At 45.8% G+C, this 23,487-nt stretch carries 24 protein-coding genes and 1 pseudogene; 20 read left to right on the plus strand and 5 right to left on the minus strand.

The features are described from left to right. The first annotated feature begins 217 nt into the window (after positions 1–217). The 6 genes from HPY31_RS09205 (at position 218) to spoVM (ending at position 3,609) form a co-directional block, all read left to right on the plus strand. Positions 218–1,024: a transporter substrate-binding domain-containing protein gene (locus tag HPY31_RS09205; RefSeq protein WP_172140301.1), complete on the plus strand. Its 807-nt coding sequence runs from the start codon at positions 218–220 to the stop codon at positions 1,022–1,024. 53 nt (positions 1,025–1,077) lie between these two features. Next, positions 1,078–1,737, plus strand: coding sequence for an amino acid ABC transporter permease (locus HPY31_RS09210; RefSeq protein WP_015891983.1), 660 nt, complete (start codon positions 1,078–1,080; stop codon positions 1,735–1,737). Continuing rightward, a complete protein-coding gene (locus tag HPY31_RS09215; protein ID WP_172140303.1) occupies positions 1,730–2,452 on the plus strand; it encodes an amino acid ABC transporter ATP-binding protein in 723 nt (240 codons plus the stop codon). The genes HPY31_RS09210 and HPY31_RS09215 overlap by 8 nt, the downstream gene beginning before the upstream one ends. A gap of 127 nt (positions 2,453–2,579) precedes the next feature. Continuing rightward, positions 2,580–3,140, plus strand: coding sequence for an energy-coupled thiamine transporter ThiT (gene thiT / locus HPY31_RS09220; RefSeq protein ID WP_172140305.1), 561 nt, complete (start codon positions 2,580–2,582; stop codon positions 3,138–3,140). 188 nt (positions 3,141–3,328) lie between these two features. Then, positions 3,329–3,502 (plus strand): hypothetical protein, encoded by a 174-nt coding sequence (locus tag HPY31_RS09225; protein ID WP_007728365.1) that lies wholly within the window; start codon positions 3,329–3,331, stop codon positions 3,500–3,502. A 23-nt stretch (positions 3,503–3,525) separates the two neighbouring features. After that, positions 3,526–3,609 carry a stage V sporulation protein SpoVM gene (gene spoVM / locus HPY31_RS09230; RefSeq protein ID WP_005831022.1) on the plus strand — a complete coding sequence of 28 codons (84 nt, stop codon included), beginning with the start codon at positions 3,526–3,528 and terminating at the stop codon, positions 3,607–3,609. A 99-nt stretch (positions 3,610–3,708) separates the two neighbouring features. On the opposite strand, the gene rpmB is transcribed toward spoVM, so the two are convergent. Next, positions 3,709–3,897, minus strand: coding sequence for a 50S ribosomal protein L28 (gene rpmB / locus HPY31_RS09235; protein WP_005831020.1), 189 nt, complete (start codon positions 3,895–3,897; stop codon positions 3,709–3,711). Between the two features lie 249 nt (positions 3,898–4,146). Between rpmB and HPY31_RS09240 the strand changes: the two genes are divergently transcribed. The 8 genes from HPY31_RS09240 to HPY31_RS09275 all read left to right on the plus strand — a co-directional run bounded on the left by HPY31_RS09240 (position 4,147) and on the right by HPY31_RS09275 (position 13,227). Further along, complete coding sequence (locus HPY31_RS09240; protein ID WP_007728362.1) at positions 4,147–4,512, plus strand: Asp23/Gls24 family envelope stress response protein; 366 nt, start codon at positions 4,147–4,149, stop codon at positions 4,510–4,512. 13 nt (positions 4,513–4,525) lie between these two features. Then, complete coding sequence (locus HPY31_RS09245; protein WP_172140307.1) at positions 4,526–6,232, plus strand: DAK2 domain-containing protein; 1,707 nt, start codon at positions 4,526–4,528, stop codon at positions 6,230–6,232. A 47-nt stretch (positions 6,233–6,279) separates the two neighbouring features. Beyond that, positions 6,280–7,137, plus strand: coding sequence for a DegV family protein (locus tag HPY31_RS09250; RefSeq protein WP_172140309.1), 858 nt, complete (start codon positions 6,280–6,282; stop codon positions 7,135–7,137). 83 nt (positions 7,138–7,220) lie between these two features. Continuing rightward, positions 7,221–7,712, plus strand: coding sequence for a hypothetical protein (locus HPY31_RS09255; protein ID WP_371811696.1), 492 nt, complete (start codon positions 7,221–7,223; stop codon positions 7,710–7,712). A 216-nt stretch (positions 7,713–7,928) separates the two neighbouring features. Next, a complete protein-coding gene (gene sdaAB, locus HPY31_RS09260; RefSeq protein WP_016741983.1) occupies positions 7,929–8,594 on the plus strand; it encodes an L-serine ammonia-lyase, iron-sulfur-dependent subunit beta in 666 nt (221 codons plus the stop codon). Positions 8,595–8,632: 38 nt separating this feature from the next. Further along, complete coding sequence (gene sdaAA / locus HPY31_RS09265) at positions 8,633–9,517, plus strand: L-serine ammonia-lyase, iron-sulfur-dependent, subunit alpha (protein ID WP_172140313.1); 885 nt, start codon at positions 8,633–8,635, stop codon at positions 9,515–9,517. A 1-nt stretch (position 9,518) separates the two neighbouring features. Next, positions 9,519–11,573, plus strand: a complete 2,055-nt coding sequence (recG, locus tag HPY31_RS09270) for an ATP-dependent DNA helicase RecG (protein WP_015891976.1) — start codon at positions 9,519–9,521, stop codon at positions 11,571–11,573. Between the two features lie 154 nt (positions 11,574–11,727). Continuing rightward, complete coding sequence (locus HPY31_RS09275; protein ID WP_172140315.1) at positions 11,728–13,227, plus strand: hypothetical protein; 1,500 nt, start codon at positions 11,728–11,730, stop codon at positions 13,225–13,227. Here the strand turns inward: HPY31_RS09275 and HPY31_RS09280 are convergent. Next, positions 13,224–13,721 carry a GNAT family N-acetyltransferase gene (locus tag HPY31_RS09280; protein WP_253901743.1) on the minus strand — a complete coding sequence of 166 codons (498 nt, stop codon included), beginning with the start codon at positions 13,719–13,721 and terminating at the stop codon, positions 13,224–13,226. The genes HPY31_RS09275 and HPY31_RS09280 overlap by 4 nt on opposite strands. Continuing rightward, positions 13,715–14,077, minus strand: a complete 363-nt coding sequence (locus tag HPY31_RS09285; RefSeq protein WP_172140317.1) for a VOC family protein — start codon at positions 14,075–14,077, stop codon at positions 13,715–13,717. Before HPY31_RS09285 ends, HPY31_RS09280 begins: the two co-directional genes overlap by 7 nt. 119 nt (positions 14,078–14,196) lie before the next feature. On the opposite strand from HPY31_RS09285, the gene HPY31_RS09290 reads away from it, so the two are divergent. Both HPY31_RS09290 and HPY31_RS28815 read left to right on the plus strand, forming a co-directional pair. Continuing rightward, on the plus strand, positions 14,197–15,066 hold the full coding sequence (locus tag HPY31_RS09290; protein ID WP_172140319.1) for an AraC family transcriptional regulator: 870 nt from the start codon (positions 14,197–14,199) through the stop codon (positions 15,064–15,066). 49 nt (positions 15,067–15,115) lie between these two features. Next, positions 15,116–15,291, plus strand: a pseudogene (locus HPY31_RS28815) (Y-family DNA polymerase); the annotation flags it as partial. Between the two features lie 28 nt (positions 15,292–15,319). Here the strand turns inward: HPY31_RS28815 and HPY31_RS09295 are convergent. After that, positions 15,320–15,781 (minus strand): GNAT family N-acetyltransferase, encoded by a 462-nt coding sequence (locus HPY31_RS09295; RefSeq protein ID WP_172140321.1) that lies wholly within the window; start codon positions 15,779–15,781, stop codon positions 15,320–15,322. 82 nt (positions 15,782–15,863) lie between these two features. Here HPY31_RS09295 and HPY31_RS09300 point away from each other — a divergent pair, with 82 nt between their 5' ends. The 4 genes from HPY31_RS09300 to HPY31_RS09315 all read left to right on the plus strand — a co-directional run bounded on the left by HPY31_RS09300 (position 15,864) and on the right by HPY31_RS09315 (position 22,662). Next, complete coding sequence (locus HPY31_RS09300) at positions 15,864–16,688, plus strand: MerR family transcriptional regulator (protein ID WP_172140323.1); 825 nt, start codon at positions 15,864–15,866, stop codon at positions 16,686–16,688. A 219-nt stretch (positions 16,689–16,907) separates the two neighbouring features. After that, positions 16,908–18,722, plus strand: coding sequence for a PucR family transcriptional regulator (locus HPY31_RS09305; protein WP_253901744.1), 1,815 nt, complete (start codon positions 16,908–16,910; stop codon positions 18,720–18,722). Positions 18,723–18,825: 103 nt separating this feature from the next. After that, positions 18,826–20,565 carry an amidohydrolase gene (locus tag HPY31_RS09310; protein WP_172140325.1) on the plus strand — a complete coding sequence of 580 codons (1,740 nt, stop codon included), beginning with the start codon at positions 18,826–18,828 and terminating at the stop codon, positions 20,563–20,565. Between the two features lie 384 nt (positions 20,566–20,949). Further along, complete coding sequence (locus HPY31_RS09315; RefSeq protein ID WP_172140327.1) at positions 20,950–22,662, plus strand: methyl-accepting chemotaxis protein; 1,713 nt, start codon at positions 20,950–20,952, stop codon at positions 22,660–22,662. Between the two features lie 255 nt (positions 22,663–22,917). Here the strand turns inward: HPY31_RS09315 and HPY31_RS09320 are convergent, their stop codons facing one another. Beyond that, positions 22,918–23,484, minus strand: a complete 567-nt coding sequence (locus HPY31_RS09320; protein ID WP_016741972.1) for an MFS transporter — start codon at positions 23,482–23,484, stop codon at positions 22,918–22,920. Positions 23,485–23,487 lie beyond the last annotated feature (3 nt).

Genomic DNA, 23,487 nt, shown 5'->3' on the forward strand with positions numbered 1-23,487 from the left:
TAGCACTATAAAGCCTTGTTTGCTTTTCTGCCACAAAAATAAAGAGTTATATATAAAATTCCGTATATTCTGTATTTAAAATGTAAGTAAAAAATGATTGAAATTGTTCAGATTATGAGTAAAATAATCATTGTGATGCATAAATATAAGTTTTCATGCAAATTAATACTGCAAATAGACTGCTTTATGCTAAAAATCATAACAACGGGGGTTCATCATGAAGAAAGCAAAATCATTTATTTCTCTGGCACTTACTTCTATGCTTGCGGCAGTCGTGATCGCTGGATGCGGTACAGGCAATCAAACCGCAACAGGACAAGCACCTGCGTCTTCTGCTGGTGACAAGAAAACATTGGTCATGGCTACTTCTGCTGACTATAAGCCGTATGAATATCACGATCTGAGCAGCGGAAAAGACGAGATTGTCGGCTTTGACATTGATATCGCGAAATACATTGCAAAAGAGCTTGGCTACGAACTACAAATCAACGACATGAACTTTGACGGACTTATTCCCGCACTGCAAACGAATCGCGCGGACTTCGTTATGGCTGGTATGACTGCAACACCTGAGCGCGAGAAGAATGCTGATTTCTCCACCATCTATTACGATGCGAAAAATACGATCGTGGCAAAGAAAGACAGCAATCTGACCAAGCCTGAGCAATTGGCTGGCAAAAAAGTGGCGGTACAGCTCGGTTCTATTCAAGAAGGGGCAGCAAAGGAGCTTGCAAAGACTGTTTCCGGCTTGCAGATCACTTCGCTGAACAAGCTGCCTGAGATTGTTGAAGAAGTAAAAGCAGGCCGTGTAGATGCTGCCATTATTGAGGACACCGTAGCGAAAGGCTTCGTGGCTAATAATGACTCTCTGCAATTTACTACAATGGAAGAAAATGAAAAGAATGGCTCCGCTGTTGCGTTCCCAAAAGGATCGCCGCACGTACAGAAATTTAATGAAGTGATTAAAAAGATGCAAGAAAACGGAGAAATGGACAAGCTGATTCAAAAATGGTTCGGTCAATAATCTCTCCAGACAACGACGAATAACTGTATAAGCAGCAAGAGGGGAGAATGGGCATGAATTTGGATTTTGCACAAATCGTGCCCTATATTCCTTTCATATTGGAAGGGATAAAGGGCACGCTACTTGTTACCTTGATTTCGGTTGTATTAGGATTTTTCTGGGGCTCCATCCTCGCACTCATTAAAATTTCAAATGTGAAATTGCTAAACTGGCTCGCGGTTGCCTACACGTCTGTTTTCCGCGGGACACCTTTGATTTTGCAACTGACCTTTGTATATTTTGCAACGCCACAGCTTACTGGCTACAATATTTCACAACTGGAAGCAGCTGTATTGACGTTTACATTAAACTCAGGTGCATACATTTCCGAGACCATTCGTGGTGGTATTTTGGCGGTGGATAAAGGGCAGTGGGAAGCGGCTAAAGCGCTTGGGGTACCTTATCACCGGATGATGCTCGACATTATTTTGCCGCAGGCTGTCAAAAATATCTTGCCTGCTCTTGTCAATGAAACGATTGCACTCTTGAAGGAATCTGCACTCGTCTCCACGATTGGTCTTGCAGACATCATGCAGAACGCGAATGTGGTCAAAGGCACTATCTTCCGCTATTTTGAGCCATACATGATGGCCGGTATCCTGTACTATGTCATGGTTATGATCCTGACTTGGGTAGCTCGTGTACTGGAACGGAGGATGAGACTCAGTGATTAAAATTGATAACATTACGAAGTCCTTTGGACAACTGAATGTGTTGAAGGGCATCACGACGAATATCGGTAAAGGGGAGGTTGTCGCCATCATTGGTCCATCTGGATCGGGTAAGTCAACGCTATTGCGCTGCATTAATCTGATGGAGACACCAACGACGGGTACCATTACGATCAACGGACAGGAAATCACCGCGCCAAAAGCGGACGTCATGGGCATTCGCCAACAAATCGGGATGGTGTTCCAGCATTTTCACCTGTTTCCGCATATGACGGTGTTGAAAAACTTGACCTATGCTCCGATGAAAGTAAAAGGCATGTCTGCGGCTGAAGCAGAAAAGAAGGCACGCGAGCTATTGGCACGTGTAGGGCTGGCAGATAAAGCGGATGCCTTTCCTTCGCGCTTGTCAGGCGGTCAAAAGCAGCGTGTAGCCATTGCCCGTTCGCTCGTGATGGAGCCGAAAATCATGCTCTTTGACGAGCCGACCTCTGCTCTTGACCCTGAGATGGTCAAGGAGGTTTTGGAGGTTATGAAGGGGCTGGCTGATAGCGGAATGACTATGGCAATCGTCACGCATGAAATGCGCTTTGCCGAAGAGGTGTCAGACCGTATTTTGTTCCTCGATGATGGTCGTCTCTTGGAGGATACGCCACCAAAAGAGTTTTTCCAAAAGCCAAGAAGTGAACGTGCCCAGCAGTTTTTGGAGAAAGTTCGGTAATACAACTAGCCGCAGTGCCGATCAGGCAGCGGCTTTTTTCTTTGACACCAGCATAGACTTGGGCTAGAATCAGAAACATTATCGGTGTAAAAAAATTTTATTTATTCTATTTTGAGGAGTGACTATATTGGATCGTCAACGGTTGGTCATTTTGTTAGAAATGGCGATGATGGCGGCTCTTGCAATTGTGTTTAGTCAGATCAAGGTTTTCGAAATGCCACAGGGTGGCTCCGTGTCCCTTGTGATGGTACCAATCGCATTGATCGCTGTCCGCCGTGGGCTCGCTGCTGGTGTCATGACAGGGCTTGTTGTCGGATTTCTTCAATTGCTCTTGGGCAGTACAGTTGTCCATCCGGTTCAGCTGTTGCTGGATTATCCGCTTGCATTTGGTGCGCTGGGTCTCGCTGGGCTTTTTCGTCTGTCTGGCTACGAAGGAACGAAGCAACGAATCATGGTACTGTGGAGCGGCTTGTTCATCGGCGTGATTGCGCGATTTGTCTGCCATTTTCTATCAGGGATTATTTGGTTTGGCAGCTATGCGCCAGAAGGTGTGCCAGTCTGGCAATATTCCCTCATTTATAACATCACGTATCTGCTGCCAGAAATGATTATCGCAGGAGTCGTCCTGACAGTTGTACTTAGCAGTGCATCACAGCTGCTGCTCCCCGCACGCGATCGAGTTGCATAAAAAGGAAAAAATCGGTATCAAGTACAAACTATCCACATAATGTAATCAGGCAGCGAGTTTTCGTTGCCTGATTTTTTACTGCTTAGGCATATACATTTTTCATGTGGCAGGATACATGTTTATCCGACAGCAGAATATGATGTAATATGCACGTTTTTGAGAACACCTAAAGGAGGTGCTTACGCGAAATGGGATTGCGCTCCTATCGCCTGCGACAGGGGGGCGCCTTGCGACGTGTTCTCGGGGTTGCGTTGGCTGTCGGGGGAATCACCATCTTCCTGTATTGGGCACCTCCGTGGGTTTGGTATAGCCTATTGGCATTAGCACTCATAGGGGCCGGCGTGTATTTGTATCGTGTGTAGTAATTTCGGTGAGGAGGGGTAGCATGCGGTTTTACACCATCAAGTTGCCGAAGTTCCTGGGTGGCATGATTCGGGGCATCATCGAGGCGTTCAACAAGAAAAAGTGAAGCTTCGGCCCCGAGCCTCCCTTTGGGAGAAGAGTGGAGAAACGGGAGAAATGCAAAAAAGCACCTCGAGGGTGCTTTTTTTCGCATAGCTGAAATCAACTATACGCGAGTTACGAGACCGGATTTCAGTGCTCGAGTACTTACATAAACGCGCTTCGGTTTTCCATTTACGAGAATGCGCACTTTTTGTACGTTGACACCCCAGGTGCGGCGAGTTGCGCGCATGGAGTGGGAGCGAGCGTTTCCAGCTTTAGCAGATTTACCTGTTACAAAGCAACGACGTGCCATTACGATCCACCTCCCTTGTTACATCTAAACGGGATTTCCTTTGTGGGAAATACAAATACTCGACTATATTAGCACACCATTGCTGTCAATTGCAATACTTGACAAGATGATTTCCCCCGTCTTTCTCGTAGGGTTGATAGGATCGACAAAACGCTTCATTTCTATTAAGTGTTAGTGTAGAATTGTAAGGAAGCATGGTTACGCTTACCTATGACGGTCAAGCTGTTTTAACAGAGGAGGAGTCCTTGCATGACAGTGGAAATGAATACATCGCTAGGAAAGATCGATGTTACCGAAGACGTGATCGCACGGATTGCTGGAGGCGCGGCCATGGAAGTTTTTGGACTTGTGGGCATGGCTTCTCGCAAAGCGTTGAAAGATGGAATCGCTGAGTTGTTAGGAAGAGACAACCTGAGCAAAGGTGTCGTCGTTCATAACACAAATGGCGAAGTAGTTTTGGACATGCACATTATCGTCAGCTATGGCGTGAAAATTTCCGAGGTGGCAGGCAACGTTCAACGCCGTGTTCGATATACCTTGGAGCAAACGGTAGGCATTGATGTGACTGCTGTTAATATTTTTGTGCAGGGAGTTCGTACAGACAGGGATATGTAAGGAGGAACATCAGTTGGTACATACGCGTCTAGATGGCGTGCTGTTTAGCCGGATGGTTTACCTGGGGGCGAACCTTTTATCCGACAACGTCAGAGTAGTGGATGGATTAAACGTCTTTCCTGTGCCGGATGGCGATACGGGGACAAACATGAATTTGACTTTCTCTTCCGGTGTGGAGGAGCTAACTCGAAAAGAATCCCCCCGAATCACTGAATCAGCAGCTGCTTTGGCAAAAGGTCTGTTAATGGGCGCGCGCGGTAACTCCGGCGTGATTTTGTCCCAGTTATTCCGTGGCTTCAGCAAATCAGTCAATGGAAAAGATGAGGTTAACGCCCGTCAGTTTGCCGATGCCTTGAAAGCTGGTGTTGACTCTGCATATCAAGCAGTGATGAAGCCGGTAGAAGGCACGATTTTGACTGTTGCCCGTGAAGCGGCGGAGATGGCTGTGCGTGCAGCGCGCACGTCAGATGATATTATCTCTGTCATGGAAAAAACATACGAGCAGGCACAAACTACGCTGTTGCGTACGCCGGAAATGCTGCCTGTTCTAAAAGAAGTGGGCGTAGTCGACTCAGGTGGACAAGGTCTCTTGTTTATTTATGAAGGGTTTTTGCGAGCATTGCGCGGGGAAGAGCTATCTGCTGATCGTGAGCGTTCGGTACCTAAAATGGGTCAGCAAGAGCTGGACAAGCTCATTTCTGAGCAGCATAATGCGCAAATCCACATGAAAACGGAAGACATCACGTACGGGTACTGTACGGAGTTTATGGTTCATGTCGCACATAGCACCGAGCCGAACAAAAAAACGTTCTCAGAAGCGCTGTTCCGCAGCCATCTGGATACGATGGGCGATTCACTGCTCGTCGTCTCTGATGATGAAGTGGTCAAGGTACATATTCATGCAGAGCATCCGGGAAGCGTCCTGCAATACGCTCAGCAATTCGGTAGCCTGCATCGATTGAAGATAGAAAACATGCGCGAGCAGCATGCGAACATTCTCAAAGCGGAAGAGAGCAAAGGACAGGCGAAGCCAGAAACAGCTGCTCAACCTGTTGCAGACCTGCTTCCTTACGGATTGATCGCGGTAGCTGCTGGTGAGGGGATCGCTACGATTTTGCGCAGTATGGGTGTGCATGTGGTAGTAGAGGGCGGCCAAACGATGAACCCGAGTACAGAGGACTTCATGAAGGCCGTCGCGGGTCTAAATGCCCAGCACATCATCATCCTGCCAAACAACAGCAATATCATCATGGCCGCACAGCAGGCATCCGAGCTCGCTGAAGTTCCTGTTTCTGTCATACCGACGAAGAGCATTCCGCAGGGATTGGCAGCACTGATCAGCTTCCGCGTGGATGTTGAGCCAGAAGTGAACGTGCAAGCGATGACCAAGGCGATTGCTCAGGTGAAAACAGGGATGGTGACCCACGCGGTTCGCGACACGCAAATGGGTGAGGTAGAAATCAAAGAAGGCGATTTTATCGGCATGGCTGAGAAAGAAATCGTCACAGCAGGTCCCGACTTGTTAGCTTGCGCCACGACGCTGCTCTTGGGAATGGTGGATGAAGACTCCGAAATCATTACGATATTCTTAGGAGAAGATGCGACAGAAGACCAGGCTCATGCTTTGGAAAAAGCTTTGTCCGATCCATTCCCGGATGTGGAAGTTGAGATTCAGGCAGGCGGTCAACCGTTGTATCCATTCATTTTTTCTGTCGAGTAAAAGCCGATTTTTTGAACACGAATGAATAGGGAGAGGAGCGATCGAGAATGCCAATTGTGATTCTTACCGACAGCGCGTCTGATATCGATGCAGCTGCCAGGCAGTCATTGGGGATCGTGGCCGTCCCGTTGAAAATCATGTTTGGGGCGGAAACGTATGTGGACGCAGTCACTATCTCGTCTTCGGAGTTTTTCGATAAGCTGAAGCAATCGAGCGTGATGCCGACGACCTCGCAGCCGTCTCCGCTTGAATTTGCAGAAGCGTATAAAGCGATTCATGAGAAATATGGCAAGGACGTGCAAATTATTGCTATACTCTTATCCGGTTCCTTATCGGGAACGTATCAATCAGCGATGATCGCCAAGTCGATGTTGGACGAAAATATCGACATTACGGTGATCGATTCTCGCAAAGCTTCGTTTGTTCATGGAATGATCTGTGTGGAGGCTGCCAAAGCCGCTCAAGCAGGCAAGAACAAGGAACAGATTCTGGATCAGATTGATCGTTATTTGGATGAGGTGCAGGTATACTTTATTGTGGATACCTTGGAGTTCCTGCAAAAAGGCGGTCGGATCGGCAAAGCATCTGCCGTCATCGGTTCGCTCTTGAACATCAAGCCGATTTTGACGCTGGATCCTGCCGGGTACGTGTCTGCGTTTGACAAGGTACGAGGGACGAAGAAAGCGCTGAATCGCGTATTTGAAGCGTTGCAGGAATACGCGCAAGGCGAGCCTGTGAAAATCGCTGTACTGCACAGCAGTGTTCCGGATCAAGCGGCTGAGCTCTTGGAGCGACTCAAGCAAGAGTTTTCGGTAACGGACTCTTGGTTGGAAGAGATTGGGCCCGTGATCGGTACGCATACAGGTCCAGGTCTACTCGGGATCGTCATGGTAAAAAATCTGTAAGGCATATATGGTATGGAGAGGAGCTTCCCTGAGGTAGGGGGCTTCTTTTTTTCATAGTCATGAAAAATAAGGGAGAGGTTTTGGTGAATAAGGATGAATTCCTTATTGAGTTGCAGGATATTGTGCATGACTCTCTATTTATTGGGGGCCATAAAGATGATTTGAATAAAGAAATTTCTGCTAATAGGTGGTCTATTTCTGTAAGCATGCAGTTAGCTAGTCAGCTCACAGTTTCTGATTTCATAAACTTTTTCCATAAAGTAATAGAGAATAGACAACAGCAAATTTTAAAATCAAATAGTGATCACGGAATGCTGTTATATGTTTGGTTCGATTGGCAGGCTTCGCAACTAAGATTTAATTTGATCTCTCAGATTCATGAAAGACTCCCTTTTAGTGGGAAGATTGAAATCCTTGATGAGCTTGAACCAATTATAAACGAGTTTATTCACTTTCCTTATCATGATGGAATTCCAATAGTAGAAACAGTAAACGAAGGAAATGATGTTCAAGCAGATTTCGACCGTGGATCAGATCCCGTAAAGGTATTCTTAATTTCACTTCCAAAGAAATAAAATGAAATTCATGAAGTTTGCACGCATACCATGCTGGTCGTGGGATCCCTTTTTTCTCTGGGAGTTTTTTCATTTATCCTGATTTGACCGCATGTTGTCTACGTAAATCGATTATGATTGCCTTATGTACAGTTTCCTCTGTAGCGCTTTCAAAGGCTGTAGGATACAATGAAAGTGAATCTTGTTGAACCCCTTGTGATTCAGGAGGAGAACCGGTTGAAGTACAAAAGCGTATTTGATATTATCGGTCCAATCATGGTTGGGCCATCTAGCTCCCATACGGCTGGTGCAGCCCGTATCGGTCGTGTGGCTCGCAAGCTGTTTGGCAAAATGCCTTTGCGAGCAGAAATTGTTTTTTATGGCTCATTTGCAAAAACGTATCAAGGGCATGGTTCTGATGTGGCGACAGTAGCAGGAATTCTTGACTTTGACACGTCGGATTTACGTCTGAAAAATTCGCTGGTGATTGCAGAAAAAGCTGGCATGGAAGTGAAGTTGTCCACTTCTGATGTTTTGACAGAGCACCCGAACACGGCGCGGATCAAGCTTTCTGATGATGAGCATCAGATCGAAATCGTGGGTGTTTCCATTGGTGGCGGGAAGATCGAAGTGTTGGAAGTGAACGGGTTTTCCTTTCAGTTGGGCTTCGATACACCGACGCTCTTGGTTTTACATGAAGATCGCTTTGGGATGATTGCGGCTGTGGCAAAGGTACTGACGCAGCACAACATTAATGTGGGACTCATGGAAGTGTCTCGACACACACGCGGTTCGCGTGCTTTGATGGCAATCGAAACAGATTCGACGATCTCTCCGGAAGTCCTGGAGGAAATTCGTCAAATCCCCCATATCTTTGACGTATCCCTGCTCGCATTGAACTAAGCAAAAGGACGAGCAGGATTAGAGGAGTGAACAACCAGATGTTTCGTAATGTGGCTGAACTAGTTGAGTTGGCCGAATCCAAGGGGAAGAAGATCTCCGAGGTGATGATTGAAGCAGAAATGGAAGTTTCCCAGCGCAGTCGGGATGCCATTATGCAAGATATGTACGCCAACCTCGATGTGATGGAAAAAGCAGTGCGTCGCGGGCTTACCGAAGATATTCGCTCGCATAGCGGATTGACGGGCGGCGATGCGAAGAAGCTGCAAACATATATGGAGACCAAGACGTTTTTGTCCGGTCCTACACTTTTGAATGCTGTCTCGATGTCCGTGGCGGTTAACGAAGTAAACGCAGCAATGGGCACGATTGTCGCAACGCCTACAGCAGGAGCATGCGGCATTGTACCAGGGACGTTGTTTGCCGTATCTGACAAGCTACAGCCGACCCGTGAGGAAATGGTCAATTATTTGTTCACGGCAGGCGCTATCGGGTATTGCATTGCCAATAACGCGTTCATTTCGGGTGCTGCGGGTGGTTGCCAGGCAGAGGTAGGCTCTGCAACAGCTATGGCTGCTGCGGCGATTGTAGAAATGGCTGGTGGTACGCCTGAGGAATCTGCCCAAGCAGTGGCGATCGCATTGAAAAATATGCTCGGTCTGGTCTGTGACCCCGTAGCCGGACTGGTTGAAGTACCATGTGTGAAACGAAATGCGATGGGAGCAGCGATTGCGACGGTAGCCGCAGATATGGCAATGGCAGGCATCAAGAGCGTGATCCCGACAGATGAAGTCATCGAGGCCATGTACCGAATCGGCTGCGCCATGCCGACTACGCTGAAGGAAACCGCACAGGGTGGTCTTGCTGCCACGCAAACGGGCCGCATGATCGAAGCCAAAGTGTTCGGCGTACGGATGGAGAAGTAAGATGGCTGGTGCATATCAATCGCCCGTCTCCCTTTTGCACGGGGTAGGGGAAGAGCGGGCGAAGGCATTTGCAGGACTGGGAATCAACAGCATCGGTGATTTGCTGGAGTATTTCCCGTCTCGCTATGAAGATTACCGTGTGCGCGATTTGACAGAAGTAAAAGACGGAGAGAGGGTCACGCTGGCAGGTACGGTGTACGGCGAACCCTCTGTTCGTTTTTATGGAAAAAGAAAATCACGATTGTCCGTCAAGGTTGTCATGGACCGTGTCGTGGTGACGGCTGTCTGGTTCAATCAGACGTTTGTCAAAAGCAGGCTGTCTCCAGGCAAGGAAATACTCGTCACAGGAAAATGGGACAAGCACAAGCTGCAGATAACTGTGAGCGAAATGACAGAGGTAGACTCCGAACGTGCGACAAAACGAGGCGAGCTCGCCCCTGTCTATCCACTTGGCGGCGATGTGACGCATACACTGCTGCGCAAAACCATTCAACTGGCGTTGCGCCAGTACGGCAAGGAGATTCCCGAAATCCTTCCTGCGGATATCGTGGAGCGCTACCGACTGATGCCGCGGATTCATGCCTTTCATTCGATTCATTTTCCTGAAAATGCGGAAGATGGTCGTCAAGCGCGGCGACGGATTATGTTTGAGGAACTTTTCTTATTCCAATTGAAAATGCAAACATTGCGCAAGATTAATCGGCAGCAAACGGAAGGCGTTGCTTTGGCGATTCCGATGGAAGAGGTACGGGAATTTGTCAAAGGCTTACCGTTCCCGTTAACAGATGCCCAGAAACGAGTCGTAAAAGAAATATTGGATGACATGCGGGCACCACATGCGATGAATCGTTTGCTGCAAGGGGACGTAGGCTCGGGGAAAACCGTCGTAGCTGCCATTGCGCTGATTGCTGCGGTGAAAGCAGGTTATCAGGGAGCGCTGATGGTACCCACGGAGATTCTCGCCGAGCAGCATGTGCAGTCGTTGACGAAGCTTTTGTCCGATTACGGCATTCAGGTCGCGCTCTTGTCAGGCTCGCTGACAGCGAAACGTAGGCGCGAAGTCATCGGCTCTCTGCAAATGGGGTTAATCGATGTCGTAGTCGGTACCCATGCGCTCATTCAGGAGGATGTATTTTTCTCCCGTCTTGGACTCGTGATTACGGACGAGCAGCACCGATTTGGTGTGGAGCAGCGGCGAATTTTACGGAATAAAGGCTTGTCGCCTGATGTCTTGTTTATGACTGCAACGCCAATTCCGAGAACACTGGCCATTACGGCATTTGGCGACATGGACGTCTCGACGATTGATCAAATGCCTGCGGGGCGCAAACCGATTGAGACGACATGGAAAAAGCATGATCAGTTTCCGGCTGTGCTGGAGCAAATGCGGGATGAGCTGCGCAAAGGACGACAGGCCTACGTTATTTGTCCGCTTATTGAGGAATCTGAAAAGCTCGATGTGCAAAATGCAATTGATGTACATGCTCAGCTCACACACATTTTCCCTGAATTCGGCGTAGGCTTGATGCATGGGAGACTGCCAGCGAAGGAAAAGGATGCCGTCATGCAAGCCTTCCTTGCCGCAGAGCACGCTGTCCTGGTCAGTACAACGGTCGTAGAGGTCGGTGTGAATGTTCCGAATGCCACCTATATGGTGATTTATGATGCAGAGCGGTTTGGTCTTGCTCAGCTTCACCAATTGCGTGGGCGCGTAGGACGTGGCTCTGAACAGTCGTATTGTGTACTGATCGCCGACCCGAAATCCGAGATCGGAAAAGAGCGGATGCGTGTCATGTGCGAGACGACGGATGGATTTGAGCTGTCGCAGCGCGATTTGGAATTGCGCGGACCGGGTGATTTTTTCGGAACCAAGCAGAGCGGCTTGCCAGAGTTTAAAGTCGCTGATTTATTAAGTGATTACAAAGCGCTGGAGGTAGCGAGGCAGGAGACGGTCAAGCTGGTAGCAGAGGACTCCTTCTGGCGCGACGAAAAGTATCACTGGCTGCGTGACTATTTGAAGAATGAGGGCGTACTGGACGGTGTCGTCTTCGATTAAGAAAGGCAGGCCTTCCCACTTCAAGGTGTGGGGAGGCTTTTTCTATTGTGGGGTGAAACCTTAAGCTGGCTATCGACGTCTATCCTCTGTAAGGTAAATTTTTCTAGGAAGCGAGGCGAGTTTTTTGTCTTTGCGAAAAATTCGGGGAATGAGTATGTCCATTGTGTTCGCATTGCTTATCTTGACAGGATCCGACTTCGCGCAAGCAACTTCCACGGACAGTCGGATTGCTCAGACTGGCCCATCCCATACGACCAGCCAAACAACAAAGGAATGGAAGCAAAAGGAACTGCCTTACGACTACGCCGCGATGAAAGAAGACGTGGTCATTCAGCTAAACGATGCTCCACAGCTCCGCTCTCCTCGAAGAACGGTCGTGGGACCTGCACCACAGGCGTACACGCTCTTTTTTAAAGAAGCCGTGAACCGTGGAACAGTCGAAGCAGCTATCCGCAAAAATGCACAGGAAGAGACCAAAAAAGAGAACTTGGGATTCGTGGAGCCGATTTTTACGTTTCACTGGGTGCACGATCGCCAACTGCAATTGCTGGCTACCCTTCCTGATACGCTTGCCAAAGAAAGAAGCTGGACGGAGTATGTTGTAAACGTAGCAGGAGCGAAGACGGTAAAGGGAACCGTGTTTGACGATACGAACAATTTCTCGGCGGTGGTGTTTGCTCCGGCTCAGATTTGGCGAGTCTCAGTCGATGGCAAGGTGAAAGAAAAAATGACGGACTTTGCCGTCAGGACCCCCATGGAGTTTATCGACTCTCTGGAACGGTATGTGTTGCTGGAGCGATTCACGGAATATTGTGAGTGCGATGCCCGTTTCCCCATGCTGTACTCGATTTATGACACACAAACAAAAGAGCTAACTGCTTATCCAGTGGAGCTCACTGACAACTATAGTGGTGCAGGCGACTTCATGGCAGATCGTCGTGGCTTCTTTTTCGCTCATCCACCGAAAGGGACAGACGTACCGAAAAGCGAGTTTGCCACTCGTGTCAAGGTAGATGGATACGTACATGGAGCAAGCTTTAGCCATGATCACAAGCATGTATTGATGGCAGTAGGCAAGACTGAACAGAAAAAAGATCTCGATCTGGTCGTGTACGATTTGGCGACTGGAAAAGAACGGCGCTTCCCAGGTGTCATCAAAGGATGGGTTCCAACAGATGAGATGAATGGGCAAGTCCAGCCCGTCCGTTTTATGGATGATGGACGTTACGCGACGTTTGAAATGAGAACAGAGGAAGATAGCTTTGAAGAGCTTCGTCAACGCTACGATTGGCAGTCAGGCAAGGTGATCAGCTGGAATCCACCCGTTCCCAAAGAAGCTTGGTCTGGCTATATCCAGTCGACAGATGGCGCCTATCAAATGTATTGGAATGCAGGGGTGTTTAAGGGCGACGTCAAACTGATGGAAATGAAGCCAGAAGCGATATGGATTCCAGGCACTCACCATTTGGTTTATATCGATTGGGAAAAAGCTGAGCAAGGAACAGAGTCTGTGTCGTCGCTCTTCCTGTTCGATGCCGATCGTAAGCAACAAGCTGTGCTGGTGAATGGACTGCCAGCAAGTGTATCGATTTTGGGAGCGAGCAACGACGGCAAATGGCTGTATGTCACGACTCCGGACGCATTTGCCCCTTAGGCGACATATTCCGTTGCCAGCATCGATAAAATGATCAAGGATTCGTAAGTATCGCCTGATTTTAGGCAATCGCGTAAGGTGCCCTCTATGTGAAACCCTTCCGATAGGTAAAGGCTGCGGGAGCGGTCGTTCGTTTCTTTTACATCCAGCCAGAGGCGATGGGCTTTTTGTTCGATGAATGCCCAATGCTTGATCTGACGCAGGATGTTGCGTCCGTAGCCCTCTCCCTTCACTGCGATTGTCATACGCATAAGCTCAATACTTTGATGAGGATTGGTCAGCCCGGCGATGATAACGTAGCCGACGGGGTGGCCTGTTTCTTTTTTTTCGGCAATCATATGGAGGATGTCCGGGTCGCCAAGAGCGTTGTGGTGCCGATCTTCGCTCCACGGAATAATGAACGGGGCATTCTCTGGCGCATTCTCTACTTGGCATACGAATGGAATGTCTGCCGGTGTCGTGCGGCGCAAGTGGATGGTCATACCCTTTAACATTGGCTTACCATGATCAGATTGCCGTCGGGATCGCGGAAGTTGAACCAGTGGCCATGCTGGATAGGAGTGACGACTTCAACCTCGCTCTCTTTGAGAAATGCATAAGAGGCTTCGATATCCTGTGTGTTGAAATGAAACAAGGGGGCATCATCTGTGATGCGCTTCGGAAAGATTTTGCTATCCAGAACGAGCGTCAGTCCGCTTTGTAAAGGAATGCAGTATATATGCCCGAACATAATTTCACCGTCTGCGGGAATGCCCAAGAGACGGCAGTACCAGTCGCGTGCGCGCTCGATGTCGCTGACGGCTACAAAAATAGCTCCGATTTGGGGGAGTAGAGGGGAAGTCGTTGTCATTGGGATAAAGCTCCTTTCCATAGTTGTTTTACAAGGTCGACCCGACATAATCGTGCACGAAATGTCGGATCGCCCGATTTTGCATCTGCTATTCTAAGGGAGAAAGGGAGGTCATTACCATGGATTTGCTTGTGAAGCTGAATGAGGCTCTGGACTACATCGAAGACCATTTGACAAGCGAGATTGACTATAAAGAAATAGCCCAGGTGGCTTGCTGCTCCGAGTATCACTTCAAAAGGCTGTTTTCTTTTCTCGCTGGTGTTCCGCTATCCGAGTACATCCGGCGCCGACGCATTACACTTGCAGCTTTTGAGCTTGCGGACAGCAACGAGCGTGTAATTGACATTGCGATCAAATACGGATACGGATCGGCTGATTCCTTTGCCAGAGCTTTTCAGAATGTGCATGGAGTCACTCCGACAGAAGCCAGACACATCGGCCATTCCTTGAAGGCTTATCCGCGAATGACCTTTCATCTATCGATTAAAGGAGGCAGTGCCATGAACTACCGTATGGAAGAAAAAGAGGCATTTCGCATTGTGGGTCTGAAAAAAAGAGTTCCGCTGATTTATCGTGGAGTCAATCCAGAGATTGCGGCCATGTGGGCTTCATTAGATATGGAGATGATTCAGCAACTAAAATCGCTATCCGATGTCGAACCACTTGGACTGATCAGTGCGTCCACGAACTTTTCAGAAGGTCGGCTGGAATATGGCGAGCTCGATCACTATATCGGCGTAGCTACTACAAAAGCTTGTCCAGACAATCTGGCAGTACTTGAAGTTTCTGCTTCCACCTGGGCGGTTTTCGAAGCAGTGGGTCCTTTTCCTGATACGCTGCAAGATGTCTGGGCCCGGATTTATTCGGAATGGTTTTTATCCTCCGGTTATGAACAGGCCGAGGGTCCTGAGATTTTGTGGAACGAAAACAAGGACACTTCATCACCAACCTTCCGAAGCGAAATATGGATTCCTGTCGTGAAAAAGTAACCCCTTATTGGATTCGCTCTCGTTTGCGGAACACCTGCCGAGGCGTGCTGGAGTGGTCGCGGCAGAAGCGCTGTGGCAGGCGCAGCAAAAGTGCCACCAGCTCGTCGTTGTTCGGCCGCGCATGGAGATGTACATTGGCATCTCCATGCAAATACTCGCATATTCGAGGTATTTACTGACAAGGTGGAGCCGTACTCGATCGATGAGCAGTTTCTCGACGTTACGGCAATTCATTGAGATATTCCAGACGTATTTATACATTGATTTTCTTCACCATGACTTTTTCACCGTTACAATCCATTTCTCCATTGAACTTGAATCCATATTTTTGATAAATACGAATGGCATGGACATTGTCCTTAAATACACTTAAGTAAATTTTTTCACAGTTATACTGTTTGACAAGATGCTGAATAAGGGCTTCCAATGATTGCTTACCTAAGCCATATCCTTGATAACGATGGTCAATAAAGTAGCGATCCAACCAAACACGTTTATCTTCTATCTCATCTTCCCCCGGGAATTCCCCGTACATTGCAAATCCAACTAATTCTTTTCCAGTATATAGACCTACTGGCTGATAATAGCTACATGCTTTTGCATCTTGTAAACATTTTTGAGGTGTTTCGACAAATGAGGTTTGGTCCTTTTTGACACGTAGTTGCAGAATTTCTTGAACACTTTCTGGCGTTATGTCACGAATAATGATATTCATGACTATCAAACCCTTTCCCTTAAATTTATAGTAAGAAATGTACACTATATAGTAACTATATAGTCAAGAGAGGGAGGGTTATATGTCAGAGGTGACACACAAATATTTCACGACAGGGGAATTTGCGAGGCTATGTCGAGTCAATAAGCAAACATTGTTTTATTATGATGACATCGGGTTAATGTCACCAGATATTAAAAATGAGAAGGGCTATCGATTCTATTCGTATCGACAGTTTGAGTTATTTAACGTGATTGAACTATTAAAAGAGGTCGGGATGCCCTTAAAAGAAATAAAGCCCTTTCTGGAAAACAAAACACCAGAAAACTTTGTTAGCCTTTTAGAAGATAAAGCGTCTACCATTCAGCGCAAAATTCAAAACCTGCAGCAAATCCAACAAGTGATTGAAACGAAGCTTAGCTTGACCAAGGAAGCCATCAAAACCGATTTTTCACGTATTCATATCGAAGAACTTTCGGAGGAAAAATTATTTACCAGTGATGCCATTCTAGATTGTACGGACCGAGACTTTGTACGGGCTGTTTCTGATTTTATCAATGCGCTCCATACGCATCGGCTCGATACGGGTTATCCAATTGGAGCGATGGTTTCACGTAATCAACTATTGTCAGCAGATTACGAAAACTATTCGAATTTATATATGAAACAAACAGAAAATCATGAAGCGATAACTTGCTATACAAGGCCAAAGGGGTTGTATGTGGTTGGCTATCATATGGGAAGGAGTGAGAGGATTACTGCAACTTATGAAGAAATGCTTGCATTTATAAAAGCCCACGAACTTCAAATCAGGGAATATTCGTATGAAGAATACGTACTAGATGCGGTAACCAAAAACACTAGCGAAGAGTATGTGACAAAAATAATGATAGAGGTTCGAAAATAACTTTTTCACGTAATTCATGCGTCTGTTGAAATAGGACATAGAAGAATCAGATATTGTTGAAATGCGTCAGATCGATTAGAGTCTGGCGCTTTTTGATAGTGATGTAGCAAGATTGTTGAATGAAGTGGCAGCGTTTTAAACGAATTTCAATTATGATGTTTGTGGCAACGCTGCTGGTTGGGTTTCTTTCATCTTTAACAGATAGAAATGAGGGATATAATGGACAAATGGGAGTCGATTTGGGGGCAGAATAGTATTGAAGATATCGATATACACTTGCGTAATACTGCGAGAAACTTGCACAAACTAGAAACCGTTGATGAAGCACTGAAGTTTCTATTAGAGACATTTTGGGATGAGTTTGCCTGTGACTACGTTGCGATTATTCAAAAATTAGAGGATGTCTTGAGTATTCGAACAAGAAGAGGAGACTCACAGAATTTTGAGAAGAAGTTTCCATTATCGTGTTCGTCTTGTTTGGAATGCTGTTTATCTAAACCCCATTGTTCTATGGATGATATCGAGCTATGGAAGAGTTGTGATCTGCTTAGAGAATTTGAGAATGAAGGTTTTGTTACCTGGTTTACCTTCCCAATGAAGGAAAGCGACTCCACCAGTTTTGATGTCTGTGTTGTTGGGTATCGGGAGGCGGCTCCCTTGAATATACACGCGGACAAGTCTTTTGGGGAATATGGGAAAGATTTCGCAATCGTAATGGAAATGGTAAAAAACAAAGAGAAAGAAAAGCAGAAATGGAAGACAGAACTCGAAGACAAAAATCGCTTGGAAAAACGAATGATTCACTATAAAGAATTAGTAACACAGGCTTTGGTAGGTGACGGTTACTTTGAGGTTACCAAAACCTTCTCACATTTGATTGGAAAAACAGTTATTCTATTTGATCGTTTCCTGCATCCGATCTCCAGCTTTTTCATGGGAGAACGGAATGAGGAGCTGGAGGAAATCGTAAGACAACTGAATGTAAAAGCATGGGAAATCCTGAATATTCCTGATAGAGAGCAGTGGATCCAATATGGGGAAGACAATCATCTTGGAATATGGAAGGTAGTTTGTGGCAGTGAGTTATTCGGGTATGTAGGCGTGAAAGCAAGTGAACAGGAATTCGATCTGGAAATGCGAATGACACTGAAGTACGCCTTGGATGTATATGCGATTCAGATCAAAAAACAAAAACTTGTGGCAGATGCAAAAGAACAGGTTAAGGACGGATTTATCCATCAACTTTTCCTGGAAAGGATTGAAGATAAAGAAAAAATGATCGGATATGCCAATCTGTTTAATCTTAATCTGTTTGAACCGAATAGAATTGGTGTATTATCTATCGAATGTAATCATAGAGAAGCGGATTTACAATCAATTGAGCTCAAGATGACTTGGATATGGGAAAAAATCAGAACAGCATTACATCTCTTTGATCGAAATATTATCGTAACGCAAAAAGAGGGACGCTATGTTCTGATTGTTCCTGACCAAAAAGAAAAAGACAGCAACCTCTATTGGAAACTGATTCATAAACGAATTAGGGATGTTGTTTCACCAACCATACAAGGAATTGAAATTTTTTTAGGAATAAGTTCTAGGACACAAACCATAGAAGACTACCACATTTGTTATCGCCAAGCTCATCAAGCTTTGAAAATGGTAAGTAACCGCTTTTCAAACAAACATATCCAACACTTTGACGACCTTGGCTCTCTTTCCATTTTATTTGATCTTGAAGAAAGTTTTGCGACAAAATTGTTCATCAAGAAATATCTGGACCCGTTATTAAACTACGGAAATGAAAAAGGAAAAGACCTGTTTGATACTTTGCGAGTGTATTTAAGCATGAACGGGAATTTAAAAGAAACTGCAGAGTATCTTTTTATCCATCGAAGTTCACTGAAGTATAGATTAGAAAAGATAACAGACTTATTACAGCTGGAGCTGGATGATCCGGAAGAGCGGTTTAATCTCATGTTAGCCTTTAAGCTGTATGATTTATTCGGACAAGAAAACCTCCACCATGGATGAAAAAGTAATCATTTTTCGTCTGCTGTGAACATATTTCTCTGCCTATTTTTTATGTATCATTTTTCCCGAAGTGAAAAGTAGTCACGCCAGGAAAGGTGAATGTATGAAGCTAAAGAAGACGTTGAGTGTTGCTCTTGCCTCTCTCTTAATGAGTGCACTTTTCTCAGGATTTGCACAGGCCAAAACAAATGCAACGAACCCCATCAGTAAAAAGGCAGATGTCATATTGCAAAACGGTACCGTTTACACTGTTAATGCAAAGCGTGATTTTGCTGAAGCCATAGCGATCAGCGATGGGAAAATTGTATATGTTGGCACCAATCAAGGAGTAAAACCTTATCAAAACGCAAAGACCAAAGTAGTTGATCTTGGCGGAAAGATGGTTCTTCCTGGTTTTATTGATAGCCACTCTCATGTGACGGCAACCGTTGAAACAATTTTTTCAGTGAATCTCGTTGGAAAAAAATCGCGGGAGGATTATCTCCATACAATTAAAGAATTTGTTCAAAAGAACCCTAATCTTAAAGGTTTGAAGGGATTTGGCTGGGAAAACCCTATCTTCCCCGGAAAAGGCCCGAAAAAAGAGGATCTTGATCAAATCGTAAAGGATATACCTGTTGTCTTAACCTCAGGAGACCATCACTCGGTGTGGGTGAACTCGAAAGCTCTTGAACTGGCCGGTATTACCAAGGATACCAAGAATCCAAACGGCGGCGTAATTGAGCGAGATGATGTTACGGGGGAACCTACTGGTACTCTTCGTGAGACCGCTCAAAATTTGGTGATGGAGATTATTCCGGATTACTCTGAAGAAGAGTATAAGGAAGGGATTTTAGCGTATGAGCAGATGGCAGCAGAAAAAGGGATTACTTCTGTCCATCTTGCGCTAGCTGTTCCAGGTAGTAATGCCCTAAATGCATTAAAGGCTCTTGAAGCAGAAAACAAGCTTCATCTCAAATATCGTGTTTCCTTGGCCACTGATCCTGCCAAGGGTCCGTCTCAATTAAAATCGTTGGTAGAAGAGCGGGCAAAACTAAACGGACCGGATGTCCAGGTAAACTCGGTGAAGGTATTCATGGATGGTGTAATCGAGGGAGGGACAGCAGCACTAATTGAACCATATAAGGATAAGCACAATGCAAAACCGCAATGGGACCCTCAAGTCTTTAACGAGACAGCTGCTGCATTGGATAAAGCAGGTTTTGCCATGCACGTTCATTCTGTCGGAGATGCTGCCACAAAAGAAACCTTGGATGGTTTTGAGTACGCGGTAAAGAAAAATGGAAAAAGAGATTCCCGCCATCAGATGACCCATCTTCAAATTGTTCAGCCAAGTGATATTCAGCGCATGGAAAAATTAGATGTTGTGGCTGTTGCCAATCCCTATTGGTTTATTAAATCACCAGGCTATTATGAAAACATTGAACTGCCTTATCTCGGAGAGGAACGGGCGAGTCGTGAGTATCCGATGAAGAGTCTGATCAATAACGGAGTGAAAGTGGCCTCTGCCAGTGACTATCCGATAACGTGGGAATTTGATCCATTATATGGAATACAAGTAGGTGTCACCAGAGAGGCGTTTGGAATTACCGATCCTAAGTTAGTGCTCGGACCTGAAGAAAGAGCATCGGTTGCTGATTTGATTGCTAGTTTCACGATTAACGGTGCCTATGCCAGCTTTTCAGATAAAATCACTGGTTCCATTGAACAAGGGAAGGAAGCAGACCTTGTTGTGATCGATAGGAATCTCTTTAAGATTCCTTCAACAGAAATTGGTAGTACAAAAGTATTGTTGACGATGGAAGCAGGAGAAGAAACCTTCAGGGATGCCACGTTAAAATAATGAACTACCTAAAAGGGTAATCCGAATGACAAAATCCCCAAAAACATCCCGTTTCACACTCTAGGGTGGAACGGGATATTTAATTCCCTCCCAAGTGAAATCATCGTCGGCACCATACTGACATCCGGCGTAGTGATCGGCATCTTACTCGCTAGTAACTATGACAAAGTAGAACACCCAGCACAGCATGTTTACAATTAATTCTCTCTACATTCGACGCTGCCGTGTGGGACGTGGAACCGCCTTTTGCCGTAGAGATACCGCGTACAAATGCAACGGTTCCGAAGGTGTTAGGTCCTCTGAGACAAGAATAAAACGGCTTTTCCGGAAAAGTGGCTATCTGCTCACTTCCTGACAATTTGTACATAAAGGAGCAAAAATGAAATGCAGTGGATAAGGGATATAAAAGTAAGCAAAAAAATATTATTGCTTATGATAATGGCAATTGTATTTATAACCATGGTAGGGCTCGTGGGAGTTACATACATCAAAAGTATGGCGGAAAATTCAACAGAAATGTATGAAGATCGGATGAATTCAGTAAGATGGCTTTCTGAAATTCGACTGAATAATCGTATCGTTGAGGTAAATACATTAGGCTTATTACTAACGAAAGACCCAAAAGAGAATGAAGAAATGAAGAAAACACTGAACGACAGGAAGCTTGCCACGGGACAGTTGATAAAAAACTATGAAAGAACAAAAATGGATGAGCATGAGAAAGAGTTATTTCGTCAATATAAAGAGTTGCGCAATACATACTGGGGAAATGTGGAGAAAGTAATTGCTCTGGCGATGGTCAATAAAAATGATCAAGCTTACCAATATTATGTACAAGATGTTAGAGAGACTCGTACGCAGTTGAGTGGTAAGCTGGAGAAACTGGCGGATTACAATCAGGAAAGAGCGGAAGAGCTCTATAAGACAAATAGCGCTTATGCAAAGGGCTCGATTGCTTGGACAGTTATCATTACAGTGGTTGCGATTGTATTATGTGCGCTTCTCACTTTAGTCATTGGTCGCATCATTACGCGTCCACTTCACATGATGAAAGAATTAATGATAAAAGCGGAGCAAGGCGATTTAACCGTACAAGGAGATTATCAAGCGAGAGATGAGATAGGGATGCTAACCCAATTATTTAACAACATGATGCGCAGTGTACGTAGTGTCGTGCAGCAGGTAAACACAAATGCAATGGAATTATCTGCAAGTTGTGAGGAGCTATTGGCAACGGGTGAACAGGTAAAATACGCGGCAAGTCAGATTTCAACAACCATTCAAGAAGTGGCAGGAAGTGCAGAGTATCAGATGTCTGGTGCTGATCAAGTAAATCAAGCCGCTGTAGAAATTTCTAAAGGAATGGAGCAAGCCGCATCTTCTATGCAGGCTGTTGCCGATCTGACAGTAACGGCAAATCATAAGGCGGCGACAGGGAATCGGGTTGTTACAGAAACAGTAGCCCAGATTGAGCTTGTCCAGCAAAAAGTGAATACGACAGCGTCAGTTGTTGATACGCTTGGTAAGAAGTCGAAAGAAATTGGGCGGATTGTTACGCTGATTACCGAAATCTCTAATCAAACGAACTTGCTTGCCTTAAATGCAGCGATCGAAGCAGCAAGAGCAGGCGAGCATGGAAAAGGGTTTGCGGTTGTAGCAGATGAAGTGCGAAAGCTGGCTGAGCAGTCAGGACAGGCATCTGAGGAAATCGGGCAGTTGATTTCTGAAATTCAGACAGAAGCAGGATATGCAGTGCTTTCGATGGGAGAAGGAACGTCTGCTGTTCATAAAGGGATTGAGATGGTTCAGCAGGCAGGTGAGGCGTTTCATGATATTACGAATATGGTGGAACATGTTTCGGTACAATCACAGGAAGTGACTGCGATTGTAGAAGAAGTAACGGCGAGTTCGCAGCATGTGGTGAAAATGATAAAAGGGCTTGCAGATACTTCACAGCAATCTATGACCCATACACAAAATGTGTCTGCAGCAGCGCAGGAACAGTATTCATCGATGGAAGAAATCGCTTCTGCTATTGAAGTAGTAAGCAGAATGGCAGAAGAATTGCAACAATCCATCACTAAGTTCAAAGCATAAAAGTACAGGAAGCAGTCAAAAACCTCTTGGGTAATGTAGTGCACCCCTTTGAGTAGACAGTGTAAAAAGCCCGCCCACCTAACGCCGGGTAGTACACCCTACTTGGAGGGGATTTTCTCATGGCTAAAAAAGGTCAAACATTCAAGCCATTGAAAAATACACTTGGTTTTATAGCCATGAACGGTTTCAGAAAAAATTAAACCAGTGTGCCCCGGTAGAATACCGAAACACACTGGTTACTTATGCTTTTTTAATTTAATTTACGTTCGTTTCTTTGTTTATGTCTGAATTGGCTTTTCGTATTCTCCAACACGCCCACGCACTGAAGCCGTACAATAGCGCGCTCGTATAAAACAACGCATTGATTGTTAGCCAGTCGATGAGGTAGCCCCCAAGAATCACTGCAAAGCCAGATGAGACCGAGGTCCAGAAATGATAAGAACCGATGATTGTTCCGCGGGCTCCGTTTTCTGTGTGATCTGCTAGCAATAGCCGTTCGCTCATTTTTTGCATGGCACTACAGCTTCCCATAACAAACTGGAGAACTAGCACCCACACATATGACGTCACCCATGGAAAAGCAAGCATCGCCAGCATCATTCCTAGAGAACTGATCATGAGGATTTGAATGCCATGTTTGTCCAATCGTGGAGCAAGCCATTGAGAAATGGCTGCAGAGCTTATCGTAAAGACGGCAAAAGCTAGTCCGTACTTGGAATAACTGTTACCTAGATTCTTCAGAAATAGCAAATAGTACGGGTATACCATTCCTGCGGCCAGCGTAACGACGCTTTGTGACCGAATGAGCCATTTTACCGTCATGCC

This window comes from Brevibacillus sp. HB1.3 (assembly GCF_013186635.1).
Taxonomy (GTDB): domain Bacteria; phylum Bacillota; class Bacilli; order Brevibacillales; family Brevibacillaceae; genus Brevibacillus; species Brevibacillus brevis_D.

Excerpts from the sequence above, each read along its gene's own strand:
- HPY31_RS09300 (WP_172140323.1), top strand. The coding sequence starts at position 15,864 with ATGTCAGAGGTGACACACAAATATTTCACGACAGGGGAATTTGCGAGG.
- recG (WP_015891976.1), top strand. The coding sequence starts at position 9,519 with ATGGCTGGTGCATATCAATCGCCCGTCTCCCTTTTGCACGGGGTAGGG.
- HPY31_RS09285 (WP_172140317.1), bottom strand. The coding sequence starts at position 14,077 with ATGACAACGACTTCCCCTCTACTCCCCCAAATCGGAGCTATTTTTGTA.
- HPY31_RS09225 (WP_007728365.1), top strand. The coding sequence starts at position 3,329 with ATGGGATTGCGCTCCTATCGCCTGCGACAGGGGGGCGCCTTGCGACGT.
- HPY31_RS09205 (WP_172140301.1), top strand. The coding sequence starts at position 218 with ATGAAGAAAGCAAAATCATTTATTTCTCTGGCACTTACTTCTATGCTT.
- rpmB (WP_005831020.1), bottom strand. The coding sequence starts at position 3,897 with ATGGCACGTCGTTGCTTTGTAACAGGTAAATCTGCTAAAGCTGGAAAC.
- sdaAA (WP_172140313.1), top strand. The coding sequence starts at position 8,633 with ATGTTTCGTAATGTGGCTGAACTAGTTGAGTTGGCCGAATCCAAGGGG.
- HPY31_RS09210 (WP_015891983.1), top strand. The coding sequence starts at position 1,078 with ATGAATTTGGATTTTGCACAAATCGTGCCCTATATTCCTTTCATATTG.
- HPY31_RS09305 (WP_253901744.1), top strand. The coding sequence starts at position 16,908 with ATGGACAAATGGGAGTCGATTTGGGGGCAGAATAGTATTGAAGATATC.
- HPY31_RS09295 (WP_172140321.1), bottom strand. The coding sequence starts at position 15,781 with ATGAATATCATTATTCGTGACATAACGCCAGAAAGTGTTCAAGAAATT.
- HPY31_RS09290 (WP_172140319.1), top strand. The coding sequence starts at position 14,197 with ATGGATTTGCTTGTGAAGCTGAATGAGGCTCTGGACTACATCGAAGAC.
- HPY31_RS09240 (WP_007728362.1), top strand. The coding sequence starts at position 4,147 with ATGACAGTGGAAATGAATACATCGCTAGGAAAGATCGATGTTACCGAA.
- HPY31_RS09315 (WP_172140327.1), top strand. The coding sequence starts at position 20,950 with ATGCAGTGGATAAGGGATATAAAAGTAAGCAAAAAAATATTATTGCTT.
- spoVM (WP_005831022.1), top strand. The coding sequence starts at position 3,526 with ATGCGGTTTTACACCATCAAGTTGCCGAAGTTCCTGGGTGGCATGATT.
- HPY31_RS09320 (WP_016741972.1), bottom strand. The coding sequence starts at position 23,484 with ATGACGGTAAAATGGCTCATTCGGTCACAAAGCGTCGTTACGCTGGCC.
- HPY31_RS09250 (WP_172140309.1), top strand. The coding sequence starts at position 6,280 with ATGCCAATTGTGATTCTTACCGACAGCGCGTCTGATATCGATGCAGCT.
- HPY31_RS09280 (WP_253901743.1), bottom strand. The coding sequence starts at position 13,721 with ATGTTAAAGGGTATGACCATCCACTTGCGCCGCACGACACCGGCAGAC.
- HPY31_RS09275 (WP_172140315.1), top strand. The coding sequence starts at position 11,728 with ATGTCCATTGTGTTCGCATTGCTTATCTTGACAGGATCCGACTTCGCG.
- HPY31_RS09310 (WP_172140325.1), top strand. The coding sequence starts at position 18,826 with ATGAAGCTAAAGAAGACGTTGAGTGTTGCTCTTGCCTCTCTCTTAATG.